Here is a 21,472-nt window from a genome sequence, read left to right as displayed (position 1 = left end):
CCGGTCAGCCGGGGACGATCGCCAGCCCCGCGGCCACGGCGCCGCGGTCGTCGAGCACCGCACCGATCCGCGCTGCGCTCTCCGGGTCGGCGGGCACCAGCCGGACCTCCTCCGCGCCCACGTCGATCCGCACCGGCACCGCCTCGGCCTGCGACACGGTGAACCGGCCGTCCTGGCCCCGGGTGAAGGTGAACCGGGCGATCACCGAGTCCTCGGTGGCGTACCCGCGGGTGGCGTGCTCGGCGAGGTGGTTCCCCAGCCCGTAGGCCACCCACTCCCCGCCGATCTGCTCGAACGGCTGGACGACGTGCGCGTGGTGCCCGAGCACCAGGTCGACGTCCGGTGAGGCGAGCAGCGTGCGCACCGCCTCCTCCTGCGCCGCCGTCGGCGCGTGGTCGTACTCGGCACAGCAGTGCACGCTGGCCACCACCACCTCTGCGCCGGCTGCCCGGGCCGCGGCAGCATCGGCCAGCACCCCGCTGACGTCGGGCGCAGCGAAGGTGTCCACCGCCCAGGGCGCGTCGGCCGGCAGCGGGACCCCGTTGAGCGAGAACGTCGTGGCCACGTGCCCGACCCGCACTCCCCCGACGTCCACCACCGTCGGCGGCTCGTCCGCGGTGCGGTGGGTGCCGGTGTGCGCGATCCCCGCGGCGTCGAGGGCGTCCAGGGTGCGCACCAACCCGTCGAAGCCGTCGTCCAGGGAGTGGTTGGAGGCGGTCGAGCACAGGTCGTAGCCGGCGCCGGCGAGAGCGTCGACGATCTCCGGCTGGGCGGCGAAGGACGGGTAGCCCGAGTACGGCCCGCCGACCGGTGCGACCGGCGTCTCCAGGTGGCAGATCGCCAGGTCGGCGGCCTGCAGCACCGGGGCCACCCCGGCGAAGACGGCGGAGAAGTCCCAGCTGCCGTCGGGCTGTTGGGCGCCGGCGGTCAGCGCGCGCCCCTGGTGCACCAGCACGTCCCCGGTGGCGACCAGGGTGAACGAGTCGGGCGCCGGTGGGGGCGTGGACGACGACGCGGCCGACGGGGCCGCCGACGAGGGGGCCGGCGTCTGCGCGACCGGGGACTCCGCCTCGGCGCCACAGCCGGCCAGCAGCGCCACGCACACGGCCACCGCAGCTCTCCGGGTCACGGTCCGGAGGTTAGCGACCGCGGTGGCCGGGACGGGTGGGCACTCGTCAGTCGAAGAGTTGGACCTCGTCCCCCTCGGCGACCAGGCCCGGGGTGCGGACCTCGGCGTACACGCCGAGGCAGTGCCTGGGGGTGCGGACCACGTCGAGCTCCGCGGTGCCGATCCGCAGCCGCCGGCCGACCCAGGACCGCTCGTCCTGCCCGTCGGGCAGGTGCAGCAGCAGGTTCGCGCGCGGGTCGTCGGCGGAGCAGCCCTCGGGCACGTCGCCCTCCGCGGCCCGCTCGACGGCCCCGCGGGACACCAGGTGGACGGCGGCGGCGTCGACCTGTGGGCCCCCCGCAGCGGCAGCCAGCCGGACCGGTCGCCCCAGCACCTCGGTGAGGGTGAGGGTGTCGGCCTCCGTGTCGCCGGTGGGCACGACCTCGCGCAGCCGGGGGGTGGTCTTCACGGTGACCCGCTCGCCGGTGTCGACCTCGACCACCGACCACGCCCGGTCCCCGTGCAGGCCGGCGTCCTCGACCTCCACGGCCGGGACCACCCGCCCGGCCAGGGACTTCACCGGGTACACCGAGATCTGGCCGACCGTGCCCACCGCATCGCTCACGTCACCGACGCTACGCGGGGCGCGACCGGGCGGCCTGCTCGGCGGGCGGGCTCCCCCGACGCCGCAGCCGCCGCAGCTGTGCCTCCACGTGCGGCCGGGCCCGGCGCTGCCCACCGCGCTCGGCGATGGCGTCGTCCAGCGCGGTGAGCACCCGGGTCAGCCGGAGCTCGTCGGGCTGCCAGCCCCGCCGCTCGCACTCCTCCAGCCACGGGACCGGTGCGGTGTGCCCGCGCTCGGAGTTGCAGCGGCTGCAGGCGGCCACCTCGTTCTCCAGCCAGGACGGCCCGCCCTTGACCCGGGGCACCACGTGCTCGGTGGTCGGGGACCACCTGCCCGCCGAACGTCCGGCCGCACCACACACAGGTGGGCCCGTCGCGCTCCACGGCGACCCGCAGTCGGGCGGCCCGGTCCAGTGCCATCACGTCCATGGTGCGCCCGTCCGGGAACGGGTGCGCCGGGACGACGAAGGGCCAGGCTCCCCCGTCTCCGGGTTCACCTGGCCCTTGCATCCGGTGGGCGATACTGGGATCGAACCAGTGACCTCTTCGGTGTGAACGAAGCGCTCTACCGCTGAGCCAATCGCCCGGGTGCGTCGAACATCTTGCCAGATGCTCAACGCCAGAGTGGCACCCACCCCGGCACCCAGCCCGGGACGCCTGTCATGTGCAGCGTCACGAGCAGCACGGCCACCACGAACGCCGCGGTCAGGGCGGCGATGGCCAGGCGGACGACCAGCAGTTGGCGGTTCAGCCAGGCCGACCACCGGGCGACGTGCAGCCGGGTGAACTCCAGCACCCGTTCCGCCCAGGTGAACTCCGTGGCGAGCAGGAACAACCCCGCGATCACGGTGAGCCAGCCGGGTCCCGGCAGCGGGATGGTGACGATGCCGAAGGTCACGACCAGGCCGCCCACCAGCCCGACCGCGCCCCGGTACGGCGTGTCCATGCTGCGGCGGGCGGCGATCCACCGGCGCCAGCTCGCCTCGGCGATCCGCTCCCGCAGGCTGTGCACCTCGTCGGCGTCGTAGCGGGCGCGCCGCTGCTCGGCGGTCTCGGGCAGGTCCGGGTCCGGCGGGCCCGGCACCTGCTCACCCGGCGCTGCCATCGTGTCCTGTCCGCTCAGCTGGTCACCTGCCCGGTCGCGACGATGTCCGTCGGTTCCGACGGAGCCTGTCGACCGGGCTCGATGCTGACGCCGTAGGCGGGGTACTCGTCCAGCCCGGTCGCCGCTGAGCCTACGGTTCGCAGGTCCATCTCTGAAGTGACCACGTCGAACGTGCCGATGGCCACCGGGGGACCATCGGGCAACCCCCAGACGACGTAGGTGGTCTCGCTGGGGTCGTTGACCGGCAGTCCGTCGGCCAGGACCTGCACCTGACCGTCCCGGGCGACGACGGTGGCCAGGTCCGGCCCGTCCTCGTCCCCGGCGAGCGGGGCGATGGTGGCCTGCCCCGGCTCCAGGAGCGCGTCCAGCACCTGCGCCTGCTCGGCCGCTGCGGCCACCGCCTCGTCGCGGGCGCTGGTGAGCGCGACGTTCCAGGCGCCCAGGGCCAGCACCGCGGCCACCCCGGCGGCCACCAGTGCGGTCGGCAGCACCCGCTTCCAGGCCGGGCGCGGGTCGGCGAACCGGGTGGGCAGGGGGAGCTGCAGCTCCCGCGCGGAGGTGCTGCCCGTCCCGGCGCGGACGGGGGTCGACCGGGCAGCGGGACGGGCCGGCGCAGCCGGGGACTGCTCACGCCGGCGCTCGGGGCCGGTGTTCTGCGGCAGCTGCTCGGTCTCCTCGACCGCTGCGCGCAGCCGGTCACGCAGCGCGTCCGACGGCTCCGCCTGCGGCAGGTCGCTGGACATCGCCGTCATCACCTCGGCGGTCTCGGCGACCGTGTCCGCACAGCGGTCGCAGTCGGCGAGGTGGGCGGCGAAGAGGTCCTCGTCCTCGGGCTCGAGGGCGTGCAGCGCCCAGCCGACGGCGAGCTCCTCCCAGCGGCGGTGCTCGTCGTCCCGGCCGCTCGTCGGCGCGGTCATCGGGGGCCCCCGTCGGCCGGCGAGACCCCGGGCAGCCCGGTGCCGAGCGTCTCCTTGAGCCGGCGCATGCCGGCCAGCATCCGGGTCTTGACCGTCCCCAGCGGGGTGCCGGTCAGGGCGGCCACCTCGCGCTGGGTGTACCCGCCGTAGTAGGCCAAGGTCAGCGCCTCCCGCTGCGGATCGGGCAGGGAGTGCAGCGCCGTCCGCACGCGGCCGGCCTCCATCCGCTCCCAGGCCTCGTCCTCGACGTCATGGGTCTCGGTCGGTGCCGCGAGCGCCATGTCCTCCTCCGCCCGTGCCGTGCGGCGGCGGTGCGACTCCTCACGGCGGACGGCGTCCACGGCCTTGTGGTGGACCATCGTCAGCACCCAGGAGGCGACGCTGCCCCGGCTGCCGTCGAAGGCACCCGGGTTGCGCCAGATGCCCAGGAAGACGTCCTGGAGCACGTCCTCCGCCAGCACCTCGTCGGCCAGCACCCGGCGGGCCAGGGCGAAGGCCGGGCGCCGGAAGCGCAGGTAGAGGTCGTCGACCGCCGTGCGGTCACCGGCCGCCATCCGGCGGACCAGTTCGAGGTCGGCTGCGCCGTCCTCGGGACTGCGCACTGGTCGGCTCACGAGGCCCATGGTCACACGCGGCGTTCGGCACGTCGGTGCTGATCGGTTCACCACCTCGTACCGGGCTCGGCGACGGCGTCACGCCGTGTCGGGTGTCCACTCCTGGGGCGCATGTGACCGGTGTGACGCGACACGCCGAGACCATGCGTGACCAAGGGCAGTTCTGGGTCGTTAAGAGGGCATGCCTCGCCACTCGATGTCCGGCTGCACCGCTCGGACGACGTTCCACCTCATCGGCCCCCAGTCCTGGACGGCCGTCCCGGCCGCCCTGGTCTACGACTCCACCGACCCGTTCGCGGTGCGCGTCCGTTTCGGCGACGACAGCGCGGCGGAGGTCGACGTCCCCGCCGAGGAGGCGGCGACGCAGGCGACGGACCTCGACGACACGGACCCGGACGACGAGGGCAGTGTCGAGTGGCTGCTCAGCCGCGACCTCCTGCGGGCCGGCCTGATCGGACCGGTCGGCGAGGGGGACGTCCGGCTGTGGCCGGCACGCAACGGGCTCGACGTCCTCTTCCTGCAGCTGCGCGCCCCCTCGGGCGAGGCCCTGTTCGAGGTGTCCGGCGCAGCGGTCGGCCAGTTCCTGCGCGAGACCGACGCCCTCGTGCCGGTCGGCGCGGAGAGCGAGCTGCTCCAGGTCGACGACGAGCTCACCGCGCTGCTCCGCGGCGGCACCGACAACCCCACGTCACACTGACCGCCACGCACCCCTGACCTGCGGGGATCCCCGTCTCGACACCCTCCGGACCCCCCCGGTTTGGAGGCCCGAACCGGGTCGGTTAGAGTTCTCCACGTAACGCGGACTTGCTCCGCAACGCGGACGTGGCTCAGTGGTAGAGCATCACCTTGCCAAGGTGAGGGTCGCGGGTTCGAATCCCGTCGTCCGCTCGGAACCCCGCGCGTTGGTCTCTGGACCGGCGCCCGGTGTGCGGTGGAGTGGCCGAGAGGCGAGGCAACGGCCTGCAAAGCCGTCTACACGGGTTCAAATCCCGTCTCCACCTCGTCTCCTCCACGGAGCACGGGTGTGGAGGCAGGCCGGTCGGCAGACCGGTACGGGCGATTGGCGCAGCGGTAGCGCGCTTCCCTGACACGGAAGAGGTCACTGGTTCGATCCCAGTATCGCCCACCAGTCACAGCAGGCCCCAGGTCCACGGACCTGGGGCCTGCTGTCGTATGTGCGGCAGCTCCGCGGGCGATCCGGGACGACTGTGACGACCACCACTCAACTGACCGGCACACCGTCAGCAGCCGCGCGGAGCGCCGCCACGTCCAGCTTCCGCATGCCGAGCATCGCCTGCACGGCACGCTGCGCCCGCGCCGGGTCCGGGTCGGCGAAGATCTCGGCCATGCCGGCCGGGACCACCTGCCAGGACAGTCCGTACCGGTCCTTCAGCCACCCGCACTGGCTCTCCTCTCCCCCGTCGCCGACGAGCCGGTCCCAGTACCGGTCGACCTCGGCCTGGTCGGCGCAGTCGATCTGGAAGGAGACGGCCTCGGTGAAGGGGAACTGGGGGCCACCGTTGATCCCGACGAACCGCTGGCCGGCGAGCTCGAACTCCACGGTCATCACCGACCCGGTCCGGCCGGGTGCCCCCTCCGGGTACCGGGTGACGTCGATCACCCGCCCCGCGCCGAAGACGTCGATGTAGTACTGCGCCGCCTCCTCGGCCTGGGTGTCGAACCACAGGTTCGGGACGATCTTCTGCTGGGCCATCTCCACTCCGCTCCTCGACCGGCACCCCGCACCGGGGCCTGCAGGGAGGACTGGACCGGCCGGCGGAACTCATCGCCGCGGTCAGCGCGTCGCCGGCTCCACCCGCTCGGTCCAGAACCGCTGCACCTGCTCCGCGAGCGCCTCTGGCGCACCGTCGTTGCGCAGGACGACGTCGGCGACCGCACGGCGCTGGTCGTCGGTGGCCTGGCTGGCGATCCGCGCCCGCGCGTCGGCGGCGGAGAGCCCCCGGTCCACCAGCCGGGCCACCCGCGTCTCCGGATCGGTCTCCACGACGAGCACGAGGTCGAAGGAGCCCGCCTGGCCGGTCTCGACCAGCAGGGGGACGTCCTGCACCACGACCGACCCCGGCGGCGCGGCAGCGGCCAGCTCAGCGGCACGGGCGCGGACCCTGGGGTGGACGATCGCGTCCAGCCGGGCCCGGGCGGCGGGGTCGGCGAAGACGACCGCGGCGAGCGCGGCCCGGTCCAGCGCACCGTCCTCGGCGAGCACGTCGGGCCCGAACTCCTCGACGATCGCGGCCAGCCCCGGCGTGCCGGGAGCCACGACCTCCCGGGCGAGTCGGTCGGCGTCCACGACGACCGCACCGCGTTCGGCCAGCAGCGCCGCCACGGTGCTCTTCCCCGAGCCGATGCCCCCGGTCAACCCGATCTTCAGCACGGGCCGACCTTAGGAGGGCGCACCCCACCCGCAGGTCTCGGGGAGGTCACGGCGACGCCACCCTCGGCGCGTCGCACCAGTCACACCAGTCACAGGACCTACCTTTCGTCCCGGTGGACTTCCCCCGCCACAGGAGAGAGGCAGAACCGACCATGTCCCGTTCCACGCTCGATGGCGCACTGTCGGCCGCTGGCACTCCCCGCCGTGGTCGGCACCGGCTCGACAACCCCGCCGGGGTGCGCTGCTCGGACCTGCCGGGCGTGCGTGAGCGCCTGCCGCAGAGCCGCCGGGGAGCCGCGTTCTTCCGCGCCCTCATGCCCAGCGTCCGCTCCGGCCGGCACACCTGGGACTTCCTGGCCAACGCCGGCGGCCGTCCGCGGACCGCGTTCGCCATCATCCTCAGCCTCTGACGCAGGGCGCCGGGCTGCATCGGCGGCGAGCGCGCGGCGGGCCCCTGCAGGCGCGCGCGATCCACGGCTGAGCGGCTCCGGCAGCCCGCCCGCCGACGGCGCGCGTACGAGCCAGGGCCGCGCCACCGTCCGACGGCTCAGAGCTGAGCCACGTACTGCGACGACCCCGTCGACCTCCACGGTCGACGGGGTCGTCGCAGTACGGGTGACCGACCGGCAGGTCGGCCCACCTCCTGTACAGACGACCGTGCGCCGCCCACCCGGAGGTGGACGGCGCACGGTCAGGTGCTGCTCAGCAGAACTGCTGGGTCACTCGCCGCCGGCGAGCTTGGCCCGCAGGGCCGCCAGTGCCTCGTCGGAGGCGAGGGTGCCACCGGTCGAGGGGGCGTCCGGGGTGTCGACCGGCTCGCTGGAGTAGCTGCCGCCTGCCGCAGCCTCGGCGTCGGCCTCCTTGGCAGCCGCGATCTGCTTGCGGTGCGCCTCGAACCGGGTCTGCGCCTCGGCGTACTGCCGCTCCCACGTCTCGCGGGCCTCGTCGTAGCCCTCGAGCCACTCGCCGGTGGAGGCGTCGAAGCCCTCGGGGTAGACGTAGTTGCCCTGCTCGTCGTACTGCGCGGCCATGCCGTAGGCGGCCGGGTCGAACTGCTCCTCGTCGCCGACGACGCCCTCGTTGGCCTGCTTGAGGGACAGCGAGATGCGGCGGCGGTCCAGGTCGATGTCGATGACCTTGACCAGGATCTCGTCGCCGACCTGCACGACCTGCTCCGGGATCTCCACGTGGCGCTCGGCCAGCTCGGAGATGTGCACCAGACCCTCGATGCCCTCGTCGACGCGCACGAACGCACCGAAGGGGACCAGCTTGGTGACCTTGCCGGGGACGACCTGCCCGATCTGGTGCGTGCGGGCGAACTGACGCCACGGGTCCTCCTGCGTCGCCTTCAGCGACAGGGAGACCCGCTCACGGTCCAGGTCGACGTCGAGGACCTCGACGGTGACCTCCTGGCCCACCTCGACGACCTCGGACGGGTGGTCGATGTGCTTCCAGGACAGCTCGGAGACGTGCACCAGGCCGTCGACGCCACCCAGGTCCACGAAGGCACCGAAGTTGACGATCGAGGAGACGACGCCCGTGCGGACCTGGCCCTTGGCGAGCTTGTTGAGGAACTCGCTGCGGACCTCGGACTGGGTCTGCTCCAGCCACTGACGACGGGAGAGGACGACGTTGTTGCGGTTCTTGTCGAGCTCGATGATCTTCGCCTCGAGCTCGCGGCCCACGTAGGGCTGCAGGTCGCGGACGCGACGCATCTCGACCAGCGAGGCGGGGAGGAACCCGCGCAGGCCGATGTCGAGGATGAGACCGCCCTTGACGACCTCGATGACGGTGCCGGTGACGACCTCGTCGGCTTCCTTCTTGGCCTCGATCGTGCCCCAGGCGCGCTCGTACTGAGCCCGCTTCTTGGACAGGATGAGCCGGCCTTCCTTGTCCTCCTTCTGGAGGACGAGGGCTTCCACCTCGTCGCCGACCTTGACGACCTCGGTCGGGTCGACGTCGTGCTTGATGGACAGCTCACGCGAGGGGATGACGCCCTCGGTCTTGTAGCCGATGTCCAGCAGCACCTCGTCCCGGTCGACCTTGACGATGATGCCTTCGACGATGTCGCCGTCGTTGAAGTACTTGATCGTCTGGTCGATCGCGGCGAGGAAGTCCTCGGCGGTGCCGATGTCGTTCACCGCGATCTGGGGGGTGCTGTCGGGACGGACCTGAGTGGAGGTCATGTGGTCGAGTGCTCCGGACGGGGGATGCGTAGGGACAGGATCACCCGCGGCCGAGGACGACCGCGGGGAGGTTCACGGGAGACGGCGATGCCGACCCCCGTACAGGGGGGTCGACGCCACAGACCTCTGGCGTGCTCTCCATCGTACGGACCCGGCGAGGGCCGGTCCACCAGGGGTGTGGTCCGGTCGGGACGGTCACCCACCCGGCGGCGTGTCACCATCGGCGCGTCATGGACAGCACCCCCGCGCGCCCCTCCGCCGCCCCGCTCCCGCTCGCCGAGGACGGCTACCCGGCGGCCGGTGGGGTGACCCGCCGCGCGGCCGGCCCGGCCGAGTCCGCCCGGGCCAACCGGGGCTGGTGGGACGCCGCCGCACCGGCCTATCTGGCCGAGCACGGCAGCGACCTCGGCGACGCGGACTTCCTGTGGTGCCCCGAGGGGCTGCGGGAGGCCGACGCACACCTGCTGGGTGAGGTCGCCGGGCGGCGGGTGCTGGAGATCGGCTGCGGGTCGGCTCCGTGCGCCCGCTGGCTGCGCACGGCCGGCGCGTCCCCCGTGGCGTTCGACGTCTCCGGGGGCATGCTCGCGCGCGCCGCGGAGCTGAACCGGTCCACCGGCATCGACGTCCCGCTGCTGCAGGCCGACGCGGGGGCACTGCCCCTGGCGGACGCCAGCGTGGACCTGGCCTGCTCGGCCTTCGGCGGCCTCCCCTTCGTCGCCGACGCGCAGGCAGTGCTCACCGAGGTCGCCCGCGTGCTGCGCCCGGGCGGGCGGCTGGTCGCCTCGGTGAACCACCCGATGCGGTGGCCGATGCCCGACTCCCCCGACCCGGCGGACCTGCGCGTCGTCTCCTCCTACTTCGACCGCTCGCCCTACGTGGAGACCGACGAGGCCGGGACCACGGTCTACGTCGAGCACCACCGCACGATCGGCGACTGGGTGCGGGCCGTCGTCGGCGCCGGGTTCGTGCTGCGCGACCTCCTCGAACCGGAGTGGACGCCCGGGCGGACCGAGACCTGGGGGCAGTGGTCCCCGGAGCGCGGTGCGCTGATGCCCGGGACGCTCGTCCTGGTCTGCGACCTGCCCGGCTGAGCCGCCGTCGACCTGCCGATCGGGGCACGGACCTGCCACGCTGTCCAGCGACGCCGGGCCCGCCCGGTGACACCGGACCGAGCGAGGGAGCCGCGCGGTGGAGCAGAGTGCACAGGCCGTCCTGGGCGATGCGACCGAGACCGCCCTGGTGGTGCTGGTCCCGGAGGCGGACCCGCTGGTCGACGCGCACCGCCAGCAGTTCGACGTCTCCGCGTCGTGGGGGGTCCCGGCACACCTGTCGGTCATCTACCCCTTCGTCACCCCACGCCAGGTGGACGACGCCGTGCTGACCGGTCTGGCCGACCTCCTCGCCGCCGAGTCCCCGTTCGACTGCACGTTCACCAAGACGGCGTGGTTCGGCGACGAGATGCTCTACCTCGTCCCCGAACCGGACGAGCCGTTCCGCCGGCTGACCCGCATCGTCGCCGAGGCGTTCCCCGACCACCCGCCCTACCGGGGCGCGCACGGCGATCCGGTGCCGCACCTGAGCATCGGCCAGCGCCGGCGGGGCGACCTGGCCGGACTCGAGCAGGCCCAGGAGGTGCTGTGCGCGGCGATGCCGCTGCACACCCGCATCGACACCGCCGCGCTCTACGCCGGCACCCGGGAGGCCGGCTCCTGGCAGCAGGTCCGCACCTTCCCCCTGGGCCGCCCCACCCGCTGAGGAAGGACCTCGTCCCCCTCCCCCCTCGCATGCTCGGGGCGAGCCTCCGGACGAGGCCGTCAGTGGGCGGCGTCGTCCCAGCTGGTGCCGAAGCCGACCGAGACCTCCAGCGGCACCGACAGCCGGGCCGCGCCGGCCATCTCCCGCCGCACCAGCGCCTCCAGGGTCTCCCGCTCCCCCGGCGCCACCTCGAGCACCAGCTCGTCATGGACCTGCAGCAGCATCCGTGAGCTCAGCCCCTCGGCTGCGATGGCCCGCTCCACGTTCAGCATCGCCACCTTGATCACGTCGGCGGCCGACCCCTGGATCGGGGCGTTGAGCGCCATCCGCTCGGCCATCTCCCGGCGCTGCCGGTTGTCGCTGGTCAGGTCGGGCAGGTAGCGGCGGCGGCCCAGCGTCGTCTCGGTGTAGCCGGTCTGCCGGGCGTCGTCCACGACCCCGTCCAGGTAGTCCCGGATGCCACCGAACCGCTCGAAGTACGCGTGCATCTGGCCGCGCGCCTCCTCCGGGGTGATCCGCAGCTGCTGGGACAGCCCGTAGGCGCTCAACCCGTAGGCCAGGCCGTAGCTCATCGCCTTGATCCGCCGGCGCATCTCCGGGTCGACCTGCTCGATCGGGATGTCGAACGCCCGCGACGCGACGAAGGAGTGCAGGTCCTCCCCCGAGGTGAACGCCTCGATGAGGCCGGCGTCCTCGGACAGGTGGGCCATGATCCGCATCTCGATCTGGCTGTAGTCGGCGGTCATCAGCGACTCGTAGCCGGCGCCGACGACGAAGGCCTGCCGGATCCGGCGGCCCTCGGCGCTGCGGATCGGGATGTTCTGCAGGTTCGGGTCGGTCGAGGAGAGCCGGCCGGTCGCCGCGATCGTCTGCTGGTAGGTCGTGTGCACCCGCCCCATCTCGTCGACCATCGGGATCAGCCCGTCGATGACGGTGCGCAGCCGGGTGACGTCCCGGTGCCGCAGCAGGTGCTCCAGGAACGGGTGCCCGGTGGAGGCCAACAGCGAGGTCAGGGCCTCGGCGTCGGTGGTGTAGCCGGTCTTGTTCTTCTTCGTCTTGGGCAGGCCGAGCTCGTCGAAGAGGACCGCCTGCAGCTGCTTGGGCGAGCCGAGGTTGATCTCCTTGCCGATGACCGCGTAGGCCTCGTCCGCCGCCTCGGTCACCGCGGCGGCGAACTCGCGCTGCAGTTCGCGCAGGGAGTCCAGGTCCGCGGCGATGCCCCGGTGCTCCATGGCCGCGAGCACCCGGGTCAGCGGCAGCTCGATGTCCCCGAGCAGCTGGTCGCCGCCCTTCTGCCCGAGCACCTGCTCCAGCGCGTCGGACAGGTCGTTGACCGCCACCGCCTTGAGGACGTCGGCGTGCGCGGCGGCCGCGGCGACGTCCTCCTCCGAGGGCCCGAGCCCGTCGAGGGTCAACTGGCCCTCCGGCTCCGCGGCGTCCTTGAGCTCGCGACGCAGGTAGCGAACCGCCAGGTCGCCGAGGTCGAACGACCGCTGCCCGGGGTTGACCAGGTAGGCCGCGAGGGCGGTGTCGCTGACCATGCCCTGCAGGTCCCAGCCGCGGCTCCAGATCGCCAGCAGCGGGCCCTTGACCTCGTGCACGACCTTGGGGGTCGCCGGGTCGGCCAGCCAGCCGGCCAGTGCCTGCTCGTCGGCGGTGTCGAGGTCGGGACCCAGGTCGACGAAGGTGGCGTGGTCGTCGGCGGCGGCCAGCGCGATCCCGGTGAGCTCGCCGACACCGCGGCCCCAGGTGCCCCGGAAGACGACCCCGGTGTGCCCGGTGCGTGCGTGCGCGGCGAGCCACCCGGCCAGGTCACCCGGGGCCAGCCGGTCGGCAGTCACCTCGAACCCACCGTCGACCTCGGGCTCCGGGGTGGCGAGCGTGGCGAAGAGCCGGTCCCGCAGCACCCGGAACTGCAGGTTGTCGAAGAGGGTGTGCACCTCGTTGCGGTCCCAGGGCTGGACGGCCAGGTCCTGCGGCCCGACCTCCAGCGGGACGGCGCGGTCCAGCTCGGTGAGCCGGCGGTTCTGCAGCACCGAGGAGAGGTGCTCCCGCAGCTTCTCCCCGACCTTGCCCTTCACCGTGTCGACCTGGTCGACCAGCGCGTCCAGCGACCCGTACTCGCGCACCCACTTGGCGGCGGTCTTCTCCCCCACGCTCGGGATGTTGGGGAGGTTGTCGCTGGGGTCGCCACGAAGTGCGGCGAAGTCGGGGTACTGGGTGGGGGTGAGGCCGTACTTGGCCTCCACCTCCTCCGGGGTGAACCGGGTGAGGTCGGAGACGCCCTTGCGCGGGTACAGCACCGTGACGTGGGAGTTGACCAGCTGCAGCGCGTCCCGGTCGCCGGTGCAGATCAGCACGTCCATGCCCTGCTCGACCGCCTGCACGGTGAGGGTGGCGATGACGTCGTCGGCCTCGTAGTTCTCCGCGGTGATCACCGGGACGTGCAGCGCGCCCAGGACCTCCTGCACCAGGCTCACCTGGCCGCGGAAGTCGGTCGGGCTCTCGGCGCGGTTGGCCTTGTAGTCGGCGTAGATCTCGCTGCGGAAGGTCTTCCGGCTGACGTCGAAGGCGACGGCGAGGTGGCTGGGCTGCTCGTCGCGCAGCACGTTGATCAGCATCGACGTGAAGCCGTAGACGGCGTTCGTCGGCTGCCCGGTGGTGGTCGAGAAGTTCTCCACCGGCAGGGCGAAGAAGGCCCGGTACGCCAGCGAGTGGCCGTCGAGCAGCAGCAGCCGCGGACGGACCCCGGAGGCCGGGTCTGAGGCGGACGCTGGGTTGCTGGCTGAGGTGCTCACCGGTGCGGACATCGACCGCGAGCTTAAGGGCGCCCACCGACGTCCCGGGCGGGCGGACGAGTCGACCGGGCGCTGCCGGTGACTACGGTGCGCAGATGAGCACCGAGCGTCCGGACTGGCTCCCGTCCGACACCCAGGGCCCGCTGGACGACAAGCTCGGGATCCAGGTCACCGACTTCTCCCCCGACCGGCTGGTCGCCACCATGCCGGTGGCCGGCAACGAACAGCCCTTCGGCCTGCTGCACGGCGGCGCCACCTGCGCGCTGGCCGAGAGCATCGGGTCCTGGGCGGCGATGCTGCACGCCGGGCCCGGCGGGACGGTGGTCGGCATCGAGCTGAACGCCAGTTACCTGCGGGCGGCCACCTCCGGCCTGGTCACCGCGGTCTGCACGCCCGTCCGGCGGGGCCGCACCCTGGCGACCTTCCTGATCGCGGTGAGCGACGAGGCCGGCCGGCCGACCGCCAGCGCACGGCTCACCTGCCTGATCCGCCCCGCGCGCTGAACCCGGCGCGGGACTGCACCGCCCCGCCGCACGGGGCGCCGGGCCGTGCACCCGGGCGACACGTCGGCCCCCGGACTACCGGCGAGTAGCACATCGGCGTGTCGCAGAAGGGTCACAGTGTGTCCCAGCAGGTCGATCCCCGTAACAGCGGTGGGTTACTGTCCCGGCTCACATCCAACGGCTGGGAGGTCGAGTGACGCACGCGCCCCACCGTGCCGCGAGGTGCGGGGAACGCAGCTCCACCCGGGAGGATCCTCCCGGACACCGGCGCACCCCACGCCGGTGGCGCAGCGCCCACCGTCCACTGGTGCTGGTCCTGCTCCTCGCCGCCCTCGGGATGGCCTTCGCCACCCTGGTGCCCGGCGTCGCCGCCGCAGCGGAGGCAGGCGAGCAGGTGCGCGGCACCTTGCAGACCAGCCTGAGCGGCCCGATCGAAGGGGTCACCGTCGAGGTGGCCACCCCCGACGGCGAGACCGTGGACACCGTCCAGACCGGGGAGGACGGCCGCTGGGAGGTCGACCTGCCGGGTCCCGGCCAGTACGTCGTGAGCGTCGACCCCGACGACCTGCCCGAGGGGGTCGAGGTCAACGGCGAGCCCAGCCGCACGGTGACCGTCGACAGCGGACGGGCGCAGCCGGTGAACATCGGCTTGAACGACGGCAGCCGCAACGACGGGGGCGGCACCATCCGGGCCGTCCAGCTGTTCGTCGACGGCCTGCGGTTCGGGCTGCTGATCGCCATGGCCGCGGTCGGCCTGTCCCTGATCTACGGCACCACCGGGCTGACCAACTTCGCCCACGGCGAGCTGGTCACCATCGGCGCGATCGCCGCCTGGTACATCAACGTCCAGGGCGGGGTGCCGCTCATCCCGGCGGCCCTGTTGGCGATGGTGGTCGGCGGGGTCGTCGGTGCCCTCAACGAGCTGGTCATCTGGCGGCCGCTCCGGCGACGCGGCACCGGGCTCATCGCGGCGCTGGTGGTCTCGATCGGCCTCTCCCTGGCGCTGCGCTACGGCTACCAGATCTTCTACGGCGGGTTCTCCAACCCCTACGCCGACTACCAGGGCCAGCGGGCCAGGGACTACGGCGTGTTCACCCTGCAGGACCGGGACATCGCCTCGATCGTCATCGCGGTCGTCGTGCTGGTGCTGGTCGCGCTGATGCTGCAGCGCACCAAGATCGGCAAGGCGATGCGGGCGGTCTCGGACAACCGGGACCTGGCCGCGTCCTCCGGGATCGACGTCAACCGCGTGGTCCTCTTCGTGTGGGTGCTCGGCGGCGCGCTCGCCGCACTCGGCGGCGTGCTCCTCGGCCTCTCCGACCAGGTCCAGTGGGACATGGGCTTCCGGCTGCTGCTGCTGATGTTCGCCGGGGTCACCCTCGGTGGGCTCGGGACCGCCTACGGCGCCCTGCTCGGCAGCCTCATCGTCGGCGTCTTCGTGCAGATGTCCACCCTCGTCATCCCGAATGACATGAAGTACGTCGGAGGGCTGCTCCTCTTGATCGTCATCCTCGTCGTCCGTCCCCAGGGCATCCTGGGCAGCCGAGCCAGGATCGGCTGACCGATGGCCGACCTCCTCAACGCGTTCGCGATCGCGGGCAAGGCGTTCTTCGGGTTCCAGGCGATCTTCTTCGCCCTGCTCGCCATCGGCATCAACGTGCACTTCGGGTACACGGGCCTGCTCAACTTCGGCCAGATCGCCTTCGCCATGCTCGGCGGGTTCGGCATCGCCATCTCGGTGAGCCAGTGGGGGCTGCCGTTCTGGGTCGGCGTCATCGTCGGGGTGCTCGCCGCCGTCGTGCTCGCCCTGCTGCTGGGCCTGCCCACGCTGCGCCTGCGTGCCGACTACCTCGCGATCGTCACGATCGCCACGGCCGAGGGGCTGAGACTGGTCTTCCGATCGGTCTCCGCCACCCCGGTCACCGGCGGCACCCGGGGCCTCTCGGCGTTCAACCGGGACTTCATCGCACTGGCCCCCTGGGACACCGGGCGCCGGTACGACCTGCTGGGCACCACCTGGAGCGGCACCGAGCTCTGGGTCTGCACGATCGGGTGGATCCTGGTGGCGCTGTGCTCGCTGCTGGTCTGGGCGCTCATGCGCTCTCCGTGGGGCCGCGTGGTGAAGGCCATCCGGGAGGACGAGGACGCCGTCCGCTCGCTGGGCAAGAACGTCTACGCCTACAAGATGCAGGCCCTGGTCCTCGGCGGGATCTTCGGCGCCTTCGGCGGCATGGTGTACGCCGTCGGCACCGGTTCCGCGATCCCCGACCAGTACCAGAACGCCAACACCTTCCTGGCGTACGCGGCGCTGATCCTCGGTGGTGCGGCCCGGGTGCTGGGCCCCGTCATCGGGTCCATGCTGCTGCTGTTCATCCTGCAGTTCGCCGACACGGGGTTGCGCTCCCTGATCGCCAACGGGGTCATCCCCTCGGAGCTGCTCTCCTCGACCGACGTGGCGCAGCTGCGCTACGTGCTGGTCGGGATCGGGCTCATGCTGTTGTTGGTGTTCCGGCCCCAGGGCATCTTCGGTGACCGACGAGAGGTGATGCTCGATGCCCGCTGACCCCGCTCCCCACGGCGCGCACGCCGCACGGTCCGACGAGGCAACGGTCCCGGCCGGCGCTGCTGCCCCGGCCGGGGCCACGCGAGCGGCACCCCAGCGGGTGGCCCAGGCAGCCCTCCGGGACGTCCCCTGGGAGGTCGGCGTCGCCAAGCCCGACCCGGCGATCGTCGTCGACCACGTCACCCGCACGTTCGGTGGCCTGACCGCGGTGTCGGTCGACCACCTGGAGATCCAACGTGGCGGTATCACCGGGCTGATCGGCCCCAACGGTGCCGGCAAGACGACGCTGTTCAACCTGCTCACCGGGTTCGACCAGCCCAACACCGGCACCTGGTCGTTCAACGGCCGCGACCTGGGCAAGCTGAGCCCGCACCAGGTCGCCCGGCTCGGCGTCGTCCGCACCTTCCAGCTGACCAAGGCGCTGTCCCGGCTCACCGTCCTGCAGAACATGCTGCTCGGTGCCCAGGGACAGAGCGGGGAGAGCTTTCTCCGTGCCCTCGTGCCCGGCACCTGGAAGGCACAGGAGAAGGCCAACACCGAGCGGGCGATGGACCTCCTCCGACGGTTCAAGCTCGACGCCAAGAAGGACGACTTCGCCGGCAGCCTGTCCGGCGGCCAGCGCAAGCTGCTCGAGATGGCCCGCGCGCTCATGAGCGAGCCGCAGGTGGTCATGCTCGACGAGCCGATGGCCGGGGTGAACCCGGCGCTGACCCAGAGCCTGCTGGGCCACGTCAAGGACCTCCGCGAGGAGGGCATGACGGTCATCTTCGTCGAGCACGACATGGACGTCGTCCGGGACATCAGCGACTGGGTCGTCGTCATGGCCGCGGGCAAGGTCATCGCCGAGGGCGCGCCGGACTCCATCAGCCAGAACAAGGCCGTCGTCGACGCCTACCTCGGCGCGCACCACGACGCCCCGCTGTCCGAGGAGGAGGAGGACCGCTTCCTCGCCGAGGACCAGGCGGCCGAACGTGCCCGGCGCGAGGACGTCATCAGCTCCGACCGGGGCCGCAAGAGGAGGACACGACGATGAGCACCGCCGACGTACCAGGTCCGCCGGAGGACCGCCGGTTCTCGGTCCCGGAGTCCGAGCAGGACCGGCCGGTCGCCGAGGAGCCCGGGGCCGCCACCGCGACGACCATGTCGCCCGCGGAGAAGGCGGCCACCCGGGAAGAGCACCTGCGGCTCGCCGAGGGGGCGCTGGTCCGCGCCGACGACCTGGTCGCGGGCTACGTGCCCGGGGTCAACATCCTCAACGGCTGCGACTTCTACCTCGCCGACGGCGAGCTGGTGGGGATCATCGGCCCCAACGGCGCCGGCAAGTCCACGCTGCTCAAGGCGCTGTTCGGGCTGATCCCGGTCCGGTCCGGCGGGGTCACGCTGCGCGGGGAGGACATCACCTCGGCCCCGGCCCACCGGCTGGTCTCCCTGGGTGTCGGCTACGTCCCGCAGAACAACAACGTGTTCCCCTCGCTCACCATCGAGGAGAACATGCAGATGGGCGTCTACCTCCGTCCGAAGTCCTTCAAGGAGCGCTTCGACTACGTCGCCGAGCTGTTCCCCCTGCTCGGTGACCGGCGGAAGGGCAAGGCCGGCGCCCTCTCCGGCGGCGAACGGCAGATGGTCGCGATGGGCCGCGCGCTGATGATGGACCCCTCCGTGCTGCTGCTGGACGAGCCCTCCGCGGGTCTCTCCCCGGTGCTGCAGGACGAGGTGTTCATCCGCTGCCGGCGGATCAACGCCACCGGCGTCTCGATCATCATGGTCGAGCAGAACGCCCGGCGGTGCCTGCAGATCTGTCACCGTGGCTACGTGCTCGACCAGGGCCGCAACGCCTACACCGACACCGGCAAGTCGCTGATGAACGACCCGAAGGTGATCGAGCTCTACCTGGGGACCCTCGCCAAGGCCCAGTGACACCACGACGACGGCCGGTCTCCCCTGGGAGGCCGGCCGTCGTCGTCCCCGGCAGACTCACCGGGTGCTCCTCCTCGTCCACCTGATCGCGGTCAGCGCGTACGCCGGCTTCCAGTGGACCGTGCGGGTGCTCGTCTACCCCCAGTTCGACCAGGTGCCCCCGGGTGCGTTCCCCGCCTACGAGCGGGCGCACCAGCGCCGGGTGGCCCGGGTGGTGGGGCCGCTCTTCGCCGCGCAGGCGGTGACCAGCGGCTGGCTGCTCCTCGACCGGCCGGCCGGGACGCCATGGGGCCTGGTCGTCGCGGCCGCCACGGTCACTGCCCTCGTCCTCCTGGTGACCGCCCTCGGCGCCGTGCCGCTGCACCGCCGCCTGGACGCCGGCTGGGACGCCGCCGCCCACCGCCGGTTGCTCCGGGTGGACGCCGTACGGGTGGGCCTGGCGACCGCCGGCGTCGTCCTCGCCCTCCTCCTGGTCGACTGACGGTCCTCCGGCCGTGCCCGCACAGCACTGCGGCCCGGCACCTCGAGGGTGCCGGGCCGCAGCCTGGAACGGTGGTGCTGTGCTTCAACGCTGCGGGGTCGCAGCGCGCGGCGCCTCAGCTCAGCGCTGCGGCCCGATGCCCTGGGCGTTGAGACCCTGGATGATCCGCGAGGACTCCTCGAAGCCGATGACCACGACGGCGTCGGGGTTGAAGTCCACCATCCGCTGGACCTCGGAGTCGAAGTTCGCCGCCTGCGGGTCGTAGGTGAGGTACTCGATGCTGTCCTCGGACAGACCACCGGCGACCAGGTTGTCCCGGGTGTTCTCGGCCAGACCAGTGCCGTACGGGTCGTTGATCGCCAGGATGCCGACGGTGTTGTTGCCGTCCTCGGCGATCAGGTCGGCCAGCGCGCGGGCCTGCAGCGTGTCCGGGGGCGCGGTGCGGAAGTACAGCCCGGAGTCGTCGTAGTCGGTGAACTGGTCGGAGGTGTTCGCCGGCGAGATCTGCAGGACACCGGCACCGGTGATGGTGTCGATGACGGTGAGGCTCACACCGGACGACGCGGCACCGACGATGGCGTCGACGCCGGACTGCAGCAGCCGGTCGACCGTCTGGGTCGCGGTGTCGGTCGAGGCGTCACCGGAGTCACCCTCGACGAGCTGCACCGGGGCACCGAGCGCGCCACCGGCCTCGTTGACCTCGTTGACCGCGAGCTGAGCCGCGGCGACCTCGGGCGGGCCGAGGAAGGCCAGGTTCCCGGTCAGCGGCAGCAGGGTGCCGATCACCAGGGGGTCACCCGTGGCGCCCGCCGGCGCGTAGGCCGGGCCCTCGTCGGTGGCGGCGTTGGCCTCGTCGCCGGCGATGACGAACTCCGTCGCCGAGTCGTCGAGCGCGTTGTCCTCACCGAACTGCAGGATCCCGAAGCTGGCCTGGGCCGGCTCACCGGGCTCGGCGAAGCTCAGCGGGCCACTGACGCCGTCGTAGTCGACGTTGCCGCCGGCGTTGATGATCTCCAGGCAGGAGGTGTAGCTGTCGCAGGTCTCGCCACCGAAGGTGAGCCCGTTGATGTAGGGCGCGAACACCGTGGCGTCGCTGCTGCCGGCTGCCTGGGCCGCGAGCGCCGTCAGGATGACGGCGTCGTAGGTCTCCCCGGCGTAGTTGTAGTCCTGCAGGTCCGGGTCGACCGCGAGCAGCCGGTCGGTGAAGTCGCCGGCCAGCTCGGTCAGCGGCGTCGTGCCGCTCATCCCGACCAGCGCACCCTCGTCCGAGAAGTCCTCGCCGAGGGCGTTGCCCATGTTGCCGTCGGTGCCGTAGACGTTGACCTGCTTCTCGCCGCTCGCACCCTCAGCAGCGGTACCGCCGTCCTCGTCGCTGCCGCCACAGGCGGTCAGCGCGAGGAGGGCAGCGCCGGAGAGGGCGGTCGCGCGGGCGAACGTGCCTGTGCGCATCAAGGAACTCCCAGTGAGGTGTGTGCTCCACGCTCCTCGGCAGGCCCCATGGCCTGTCGGGGAGCCGATCAGTGCGGAGAACCTAACTGCCGGTCGGGCGGGCCGGACCACCCTCGACCGCACCGTGATGGGGTTGTGACCTGCACGTTGCGCAGTCGCCACACCGTCGACGGGTGCGACACACCGGCGCAACGCGCCGGGGACTCTGCCCCGGCGAGGCGCTCAGGAGTCGGCGGGAGCGGTCGGGCTGGCGTCTCCGGTCGGCTGCGCGTCGGTGGCCAGGATCGCCTGAGCCAGGGCCTTCATCGACGTGCGCTCGTTCATCGCCGTCCGCTGGATCCAGCGGAAGGCCTCGGCCTCGGTCATGCCGCGCTCGGACATGAGCCGGCCCTTGGCCTGCTCGACGACCTTGCGGGTCTCCAGCCGCTCCTTGAGGTCGCTCACCTCGGCGTCCAGGGCGTGCATCTCCTGGAACCGGCCCACCGCCACCTCGATCGCGGGCACCAGGTCGTTCTTGGAGAACGGCTTGACCAGGTAGGCCATCGCACCGGCGTCCCGGGCGCGCTCGACGAGCTCCCGCTGGCTGAAGGCCGTCAGCACGATCACCGGCGCGATGCGGGCGGCAGCGATCTGCTCGGCCGCGGCGATGCCGTCGAGGACGGGCATCTGGACGTCGAGGACGACGAGGTCCGGGCGCAGCAGCTGCGCCTGCTCCACGGCAGCCTGGCCGTCGCCGACTTCAGCGACGACGACGTAGCCCTCCTCCTCCAGCATCTCCTTGAGGTCCAGGCGGATGAGGGCCTCGTCCTCAGCGATGAGGACCCGGGTCGGTGCGTTGGTCACCGGGTGATCCTATCGGCCACAGGCGGGCTGACCGCGCCAGCTACCCTGCTGCTCACCCGGTTGAGCTGGCCCCCGTACCCCAATCGGCAGAGGGAGCGGATTCAAAACCCGCGCAGTGTGCGTTCGAGTCGCACCGGGGGCACCGAGACACCAGCACGAACTGTCGCACCGGCGGCACCTGAGGACGAGCAGGAACGTGAGCTGGACGACCCACCGC

General features: G+C 72.3%; 22 protein-coding genes and 5 tRNA genes. 14 read left to right on the top strand and 13 right to left on the bottom strand.

Features of this window, described 5'->3' with window-relative positions; translation table 11 throughout:
- Positions 1-4: 4 nt before the first annotated feature.
- From O2V61_RS08370 to O2V61_RS08340, 7 genes are all read right to left on the bottom strand, one after another.
- On the bottom strand, positions 5-1,129 hold the full coding sequence (locus O2V61_RS08370) for a CapA family protein (protein ID WP_269182833.1): 1,125 nt from the start codon (positions 1,127-1,129) through the stop codon (positions 5-7).
- A 46-nt stretch (positions 1,130-1,175) separates the two neighbouring features.
- Positions 1,176-1,733, bottom strand: coding sequence for an MOSC N-terminal beta barrel domain-containing protein (locus tag O2V61_RS08365; protein WP_269182832.1), 558 nt, complete (start codon positions 1,731-1,733; stop codon positions 1,176-1,178).
- 10 nt (positions 1,734-1,743) lie between these two features.
- Positions 1,744-2,037, bottom strand: a complete 294-nt coding sequence (locus tag O2V61_RS08360; protein WP_269182831.1) for a hypothetical protein — start codon at positions 2,035-2,037, stop codon at positions 1,744-1,746.
- A gap of 209 nt (positions 2,038-2,246) precedes the next feature.
- Positions 2,247-2,318, bottom strand: a tRNA-Val gene (locus O2V61_RS08355).
- 27 nt (positions 2,319-2,345) lie between these two features.
- A complete protein-coding gene (locus O2V61_RS08350; protein WP_269182830.1) occupies positions 2,346-2,837 on the bottom strand; it encodes a TIGR02611 family protein in 492 nt (163 codons plus the stop codon).
- Between the two features lie 14 nt (positions 2,838-2,851).
- On the bottom strand, positions 2,852-3,754 hold the full coding sequence (locus tag O2V61_RS08345; RefSeq protein ID WP_269182829.1) for an anti-sigma factor: 903 nt from the start codon (positions 3,752-3,754) through the stop codon (positions 2,852-2,854).
- Positions 3,751-4,377 (bottom strand): sigma-70 family RNA polymerase sigma factor, encoded by a 627-nt coding sequence (locus O2V61_RS08340; RefSeq protein WP_269182828.1) that lies wholly within the window; start codon positions 4,375-4,377, stop codon positions 3,751-3,753. The genes O2V61_RS08345 and O2V61_RS08340 overlap by 4 nt, the downstream gene beginning before the upstream one ends.
- Before the next feature lie 172 nt (positions 4,378-4,549).
- Between O2V61_RS08340 and O2V61_RS08335 the strand changes: the two genes are divergently transcribed.
- From O2V61_RS08335 to O2V61_RS08320, 4 genes are all read left to right on the top strand, one after another.
- A complete protein-coding gene (locus O2V61_RS08335) occupies positions 4,550-5,065 on the top strand; it encodes an SsgA family sporulation/cell division regulator (RefSeq protein WP_269182827.1) in 516 nt (171 codons plus the stop codon).
- Positions 5,066-5,184: 119 nt separating this feature from the next.
- Positions 5,185-5,256 (top strand) — tRNA-Gly (locus O2V61_RS08330).
- 42 nt (positions 5,257-5,298) lie between these two features.
- Positions 5,299-5,369 (top strand) — tRNA-Cys (locus O2V61_RS08325).
- A 53-nt stretch (positions 5,370-5,422) separates the two neighbouring features.
- Positions 5,423-5,497 (top strand) — tRNA-Val (locus O2V61_RS08320).
- Positions 5,498-5,590: 93 nt separating this feature from the next.
- Here the strand turns inward: O2V61_RS08320 and O2V61_RS08315 are convergent.
- Together O2V61_RS08315 and coaE are read right to left on the bottom strand one after the other, a co-directional pair.
- The gene (locus tag O2V61_RS08315) at positions 5,591-6,082 is read right to left on the bottom strand and encodes a VOC family protein (RefSeq protein WP_269182826.1); all 492 of its coding nucleotides are present in this window, start codon (positions 6,080-6,082) and stop codon (positions 5,591-5,593) included.
- A gap of 81 nt (positions 6,083-6,163) precedes the next feature.
- Positions 6,164-6,760 (bottom strand): dephospho-CoA kinase, encoded by a 597-nt coding sequence (gene coaE, locus O2V61_RS08310; protein ID WP_269182825.1) that lies wholly within the window; start codon positions 6,758-6,760, stop codon positions 6,164-6,166.
- A gap of 152 nt (positions 6,761-6,912) precedes the next feature.
- On the opposite strand from coaE, the gene O2V61_RS08305 reads away from it, so the two are divergent.
- Positions 6,913-7,170, top strand: a complete 258-nt coding sequence (locus O2V61_RS08305) for a hypothetical protein (RefSeq protein WP_269182824.1) — start codon at positions 6,913-6,915, stop codon at positions 7,168-7,170.
- Between the two features lie 309 nt (positions 7,171-7,479).
- Here O2V61_RS08305 and rpsA read toward each other — a convergent pair whose 3' ends face one another.
- Entirely contained in the window at positions 7,480-8,946 is a 1,467-nt protein-coding gene (gene rpsA / locus O2V61_RS08300; protein ID WP_269182823.1) for a 30S ribosomal protein S1, read from the bottom strand.
- Positions 8,947-9,176: 230 nt separating this feature from the next.
- Here rpsA and O2V61_RS08295 point away from each other — a divergent pair, with 230 nt between their 5' ends.
- Together O2V61_RS08295 and O2V61_RS08290 are read left to right on the top strand one after the other, a co-directional pair.
- Positions 9,177-10,037, top strand: coding sequence for a class I SAM-dependent methyltransferase (locus O2V61_RS08295; RefSeq protein WP_269182822.1), 861 nt, complete (start codon positions 9,177-9,179; stop codon positions 10,035-10,037).
- 97 nt (positions 10,038-10,134) lie between these two features.
- Positions 10,135-10,701 (top strand): 2'-5' RNA ligase family protein, encoded by a 567-nt coding sequence (locus O2V61_RS08290; protein WP_269182821.1) that lies wholly within the window; start codon positions 10,135-10,137, stop codon positions 10,699-10,701.
- Between the two features lie 59 nt (positions 10,702-10,760).
- Here O2V61_RS08290 and polA read toward each other — a convergent pair whose 3' ends face one another.
- A complete protein-coding gene (gene polA / locus O2V61_RS08285; RefSeq protein WP_269182820.1) occupies positions 10,761-13,511 on the bottom strand; it encodes a DNA polymerase I in 2,751 nt (916 codons plus the stop codon).
- 83 nt (positions 13,512-13,594) lie between these two features.
- Here polA and O2V61_RS08280 point away from each other — a divergent pair, with 83 nt between their 5' ends.
- The 6 genes from O2V61_RS08280 (at position 13,595) to O2V61_RS08255 (ending at position 18,963) form a co-directional block, all read left to right on the top strand.
- On the top strand, positions 13,595-14,002 hold the full coding sequence (locus O2V61_RS08280; protein WP_269182819.1) for a PaaI family thioesterase: 408 nt from the start codon (positions 13,595-13,597) through the stop codon (positions 14,000-14,002).
- A 307-nt stretch (positions 14,003-14,309) separates the two neighbouring features.
- Positions 14,310-15,563 (top strand): branched-chain amino acid ABC transporter permease, encoded by a 1,254-nt coding sequence (locus O2V61_RS08275; RefSeq protein ID WP_269182818.1) that lies wholly within the window; start codon positions 14,310-14,312, stop codon positions 15,561-15,563.
- A gap of 3 nt (positions 15,564-15,566) precedes the next feature.
- Positions 15,567-16,565 carry a branched-chain amino acid ABC transporter permease gene (locus O2V61_RS08270; RefSeq protein ID WP_269182817.1) on the top strand — a complete coding sequence of 333 codons (999 nt, stop codon included), beginning with the start codon at positions 15,567-15,569 and terminating at the stop codon, positions 16,563-16,565.
- A complete protein-coding gene (locus O2V61_RS08265) occupies positions 16,555-17,598 on the top strand; it encodes an ABC transporter ATP-binding protein (RefSeq protein WP_269182816.1) in 1,044 nt (347 codons plus the stop codon). The genes O2V61_RS08270 and O2V61_RS08265 overlap by 11 nt, the downstream gene beginning before the upstream one ends.
- Positions 17,595-18,482 (top strand): ABC transporter ATP-binding protein, encoded by an 888-nt coding sequence (locus O2V61_RS08260; RefSeq protein ID WP_269182815.1) that lies wholly within the window; start codon positions 17,595-17,597, stop codon positions 18,480-18,482. Before O2V61_RS08265 ends, O2V61_RS08260 begins: the two co-directional genes overlap by 4 nt.
- A 64-nt stretch (positions 18,483-18,546) precedes the next feature.
- A complete protein-coding gene (locus tag O2V61_RS08255) occupies positions 18,547-18,963 on the top strand; it encodes a DUF1772 domain-containing protein (protein ID WP_269182814.1) in 417 nt (138 codons plus the stop codon).
- A gap of 120 nt (positions 18,964-19,083) precedes the next feature.
- Here the strand turns inward: O2V61_RS08255 and O2V61_RS08250 are convergent, their stop codons facing one another.
- Both O2V61_RS08250 and O2V61_RS08245 read right to left on the bottom strand, forming a co-directional pair.
- Positions 19,084-20,412: an ABC transporter substrate-binding protein gene (locus O2V61_RS08250; RefSeq protein ID WP_269182813.1), complete on the bottom strand. Its 1,329-nt coding sequence runs from the start codon at positions 20,410-20,412 to the stop codon at positions 19,084-19,086.
- 222 nt (positions 20,413-20,634) lie between these two features.
- Positions 20,635-21,255, bottom strand: a complete 621-nt coding sequence (locus O2V61_RS08245) for an ANTAR domain-containing response regulator (RefSeq protein ID WP_269182812.1) — start codon at positions 21,253-21,255, stop codon at positions 20,635-20,637.
- 68 nt (positions 21,256-21,323) lie between these two features.
- Here O2V61_RS08245 and O2V61_RS08240 point away from each other — a divergent pair.
- Positions 21,324-21,397: transfer RNA gene (locus O2V61_RS08240), tRNA-Leu, on the top strand.
- The last annotated feature ends 75 nt before the right edge of the window (positions 21,398-21,472 follow it).

This window comes from Modestobacter sp. VKM Ac-2985, assembly GCF_026967925.1.
Classification (GTDB): domain Bacteria; phylum Actinomycetota; class Actinomycetes; order Mycobacteriales; family Geodermatophilaceae; genus Modestobacter.
Note: the sequence above shows the minus strand (reverse complement) of the source record. Positions and strands in the feature narration are given on the sequence as shown.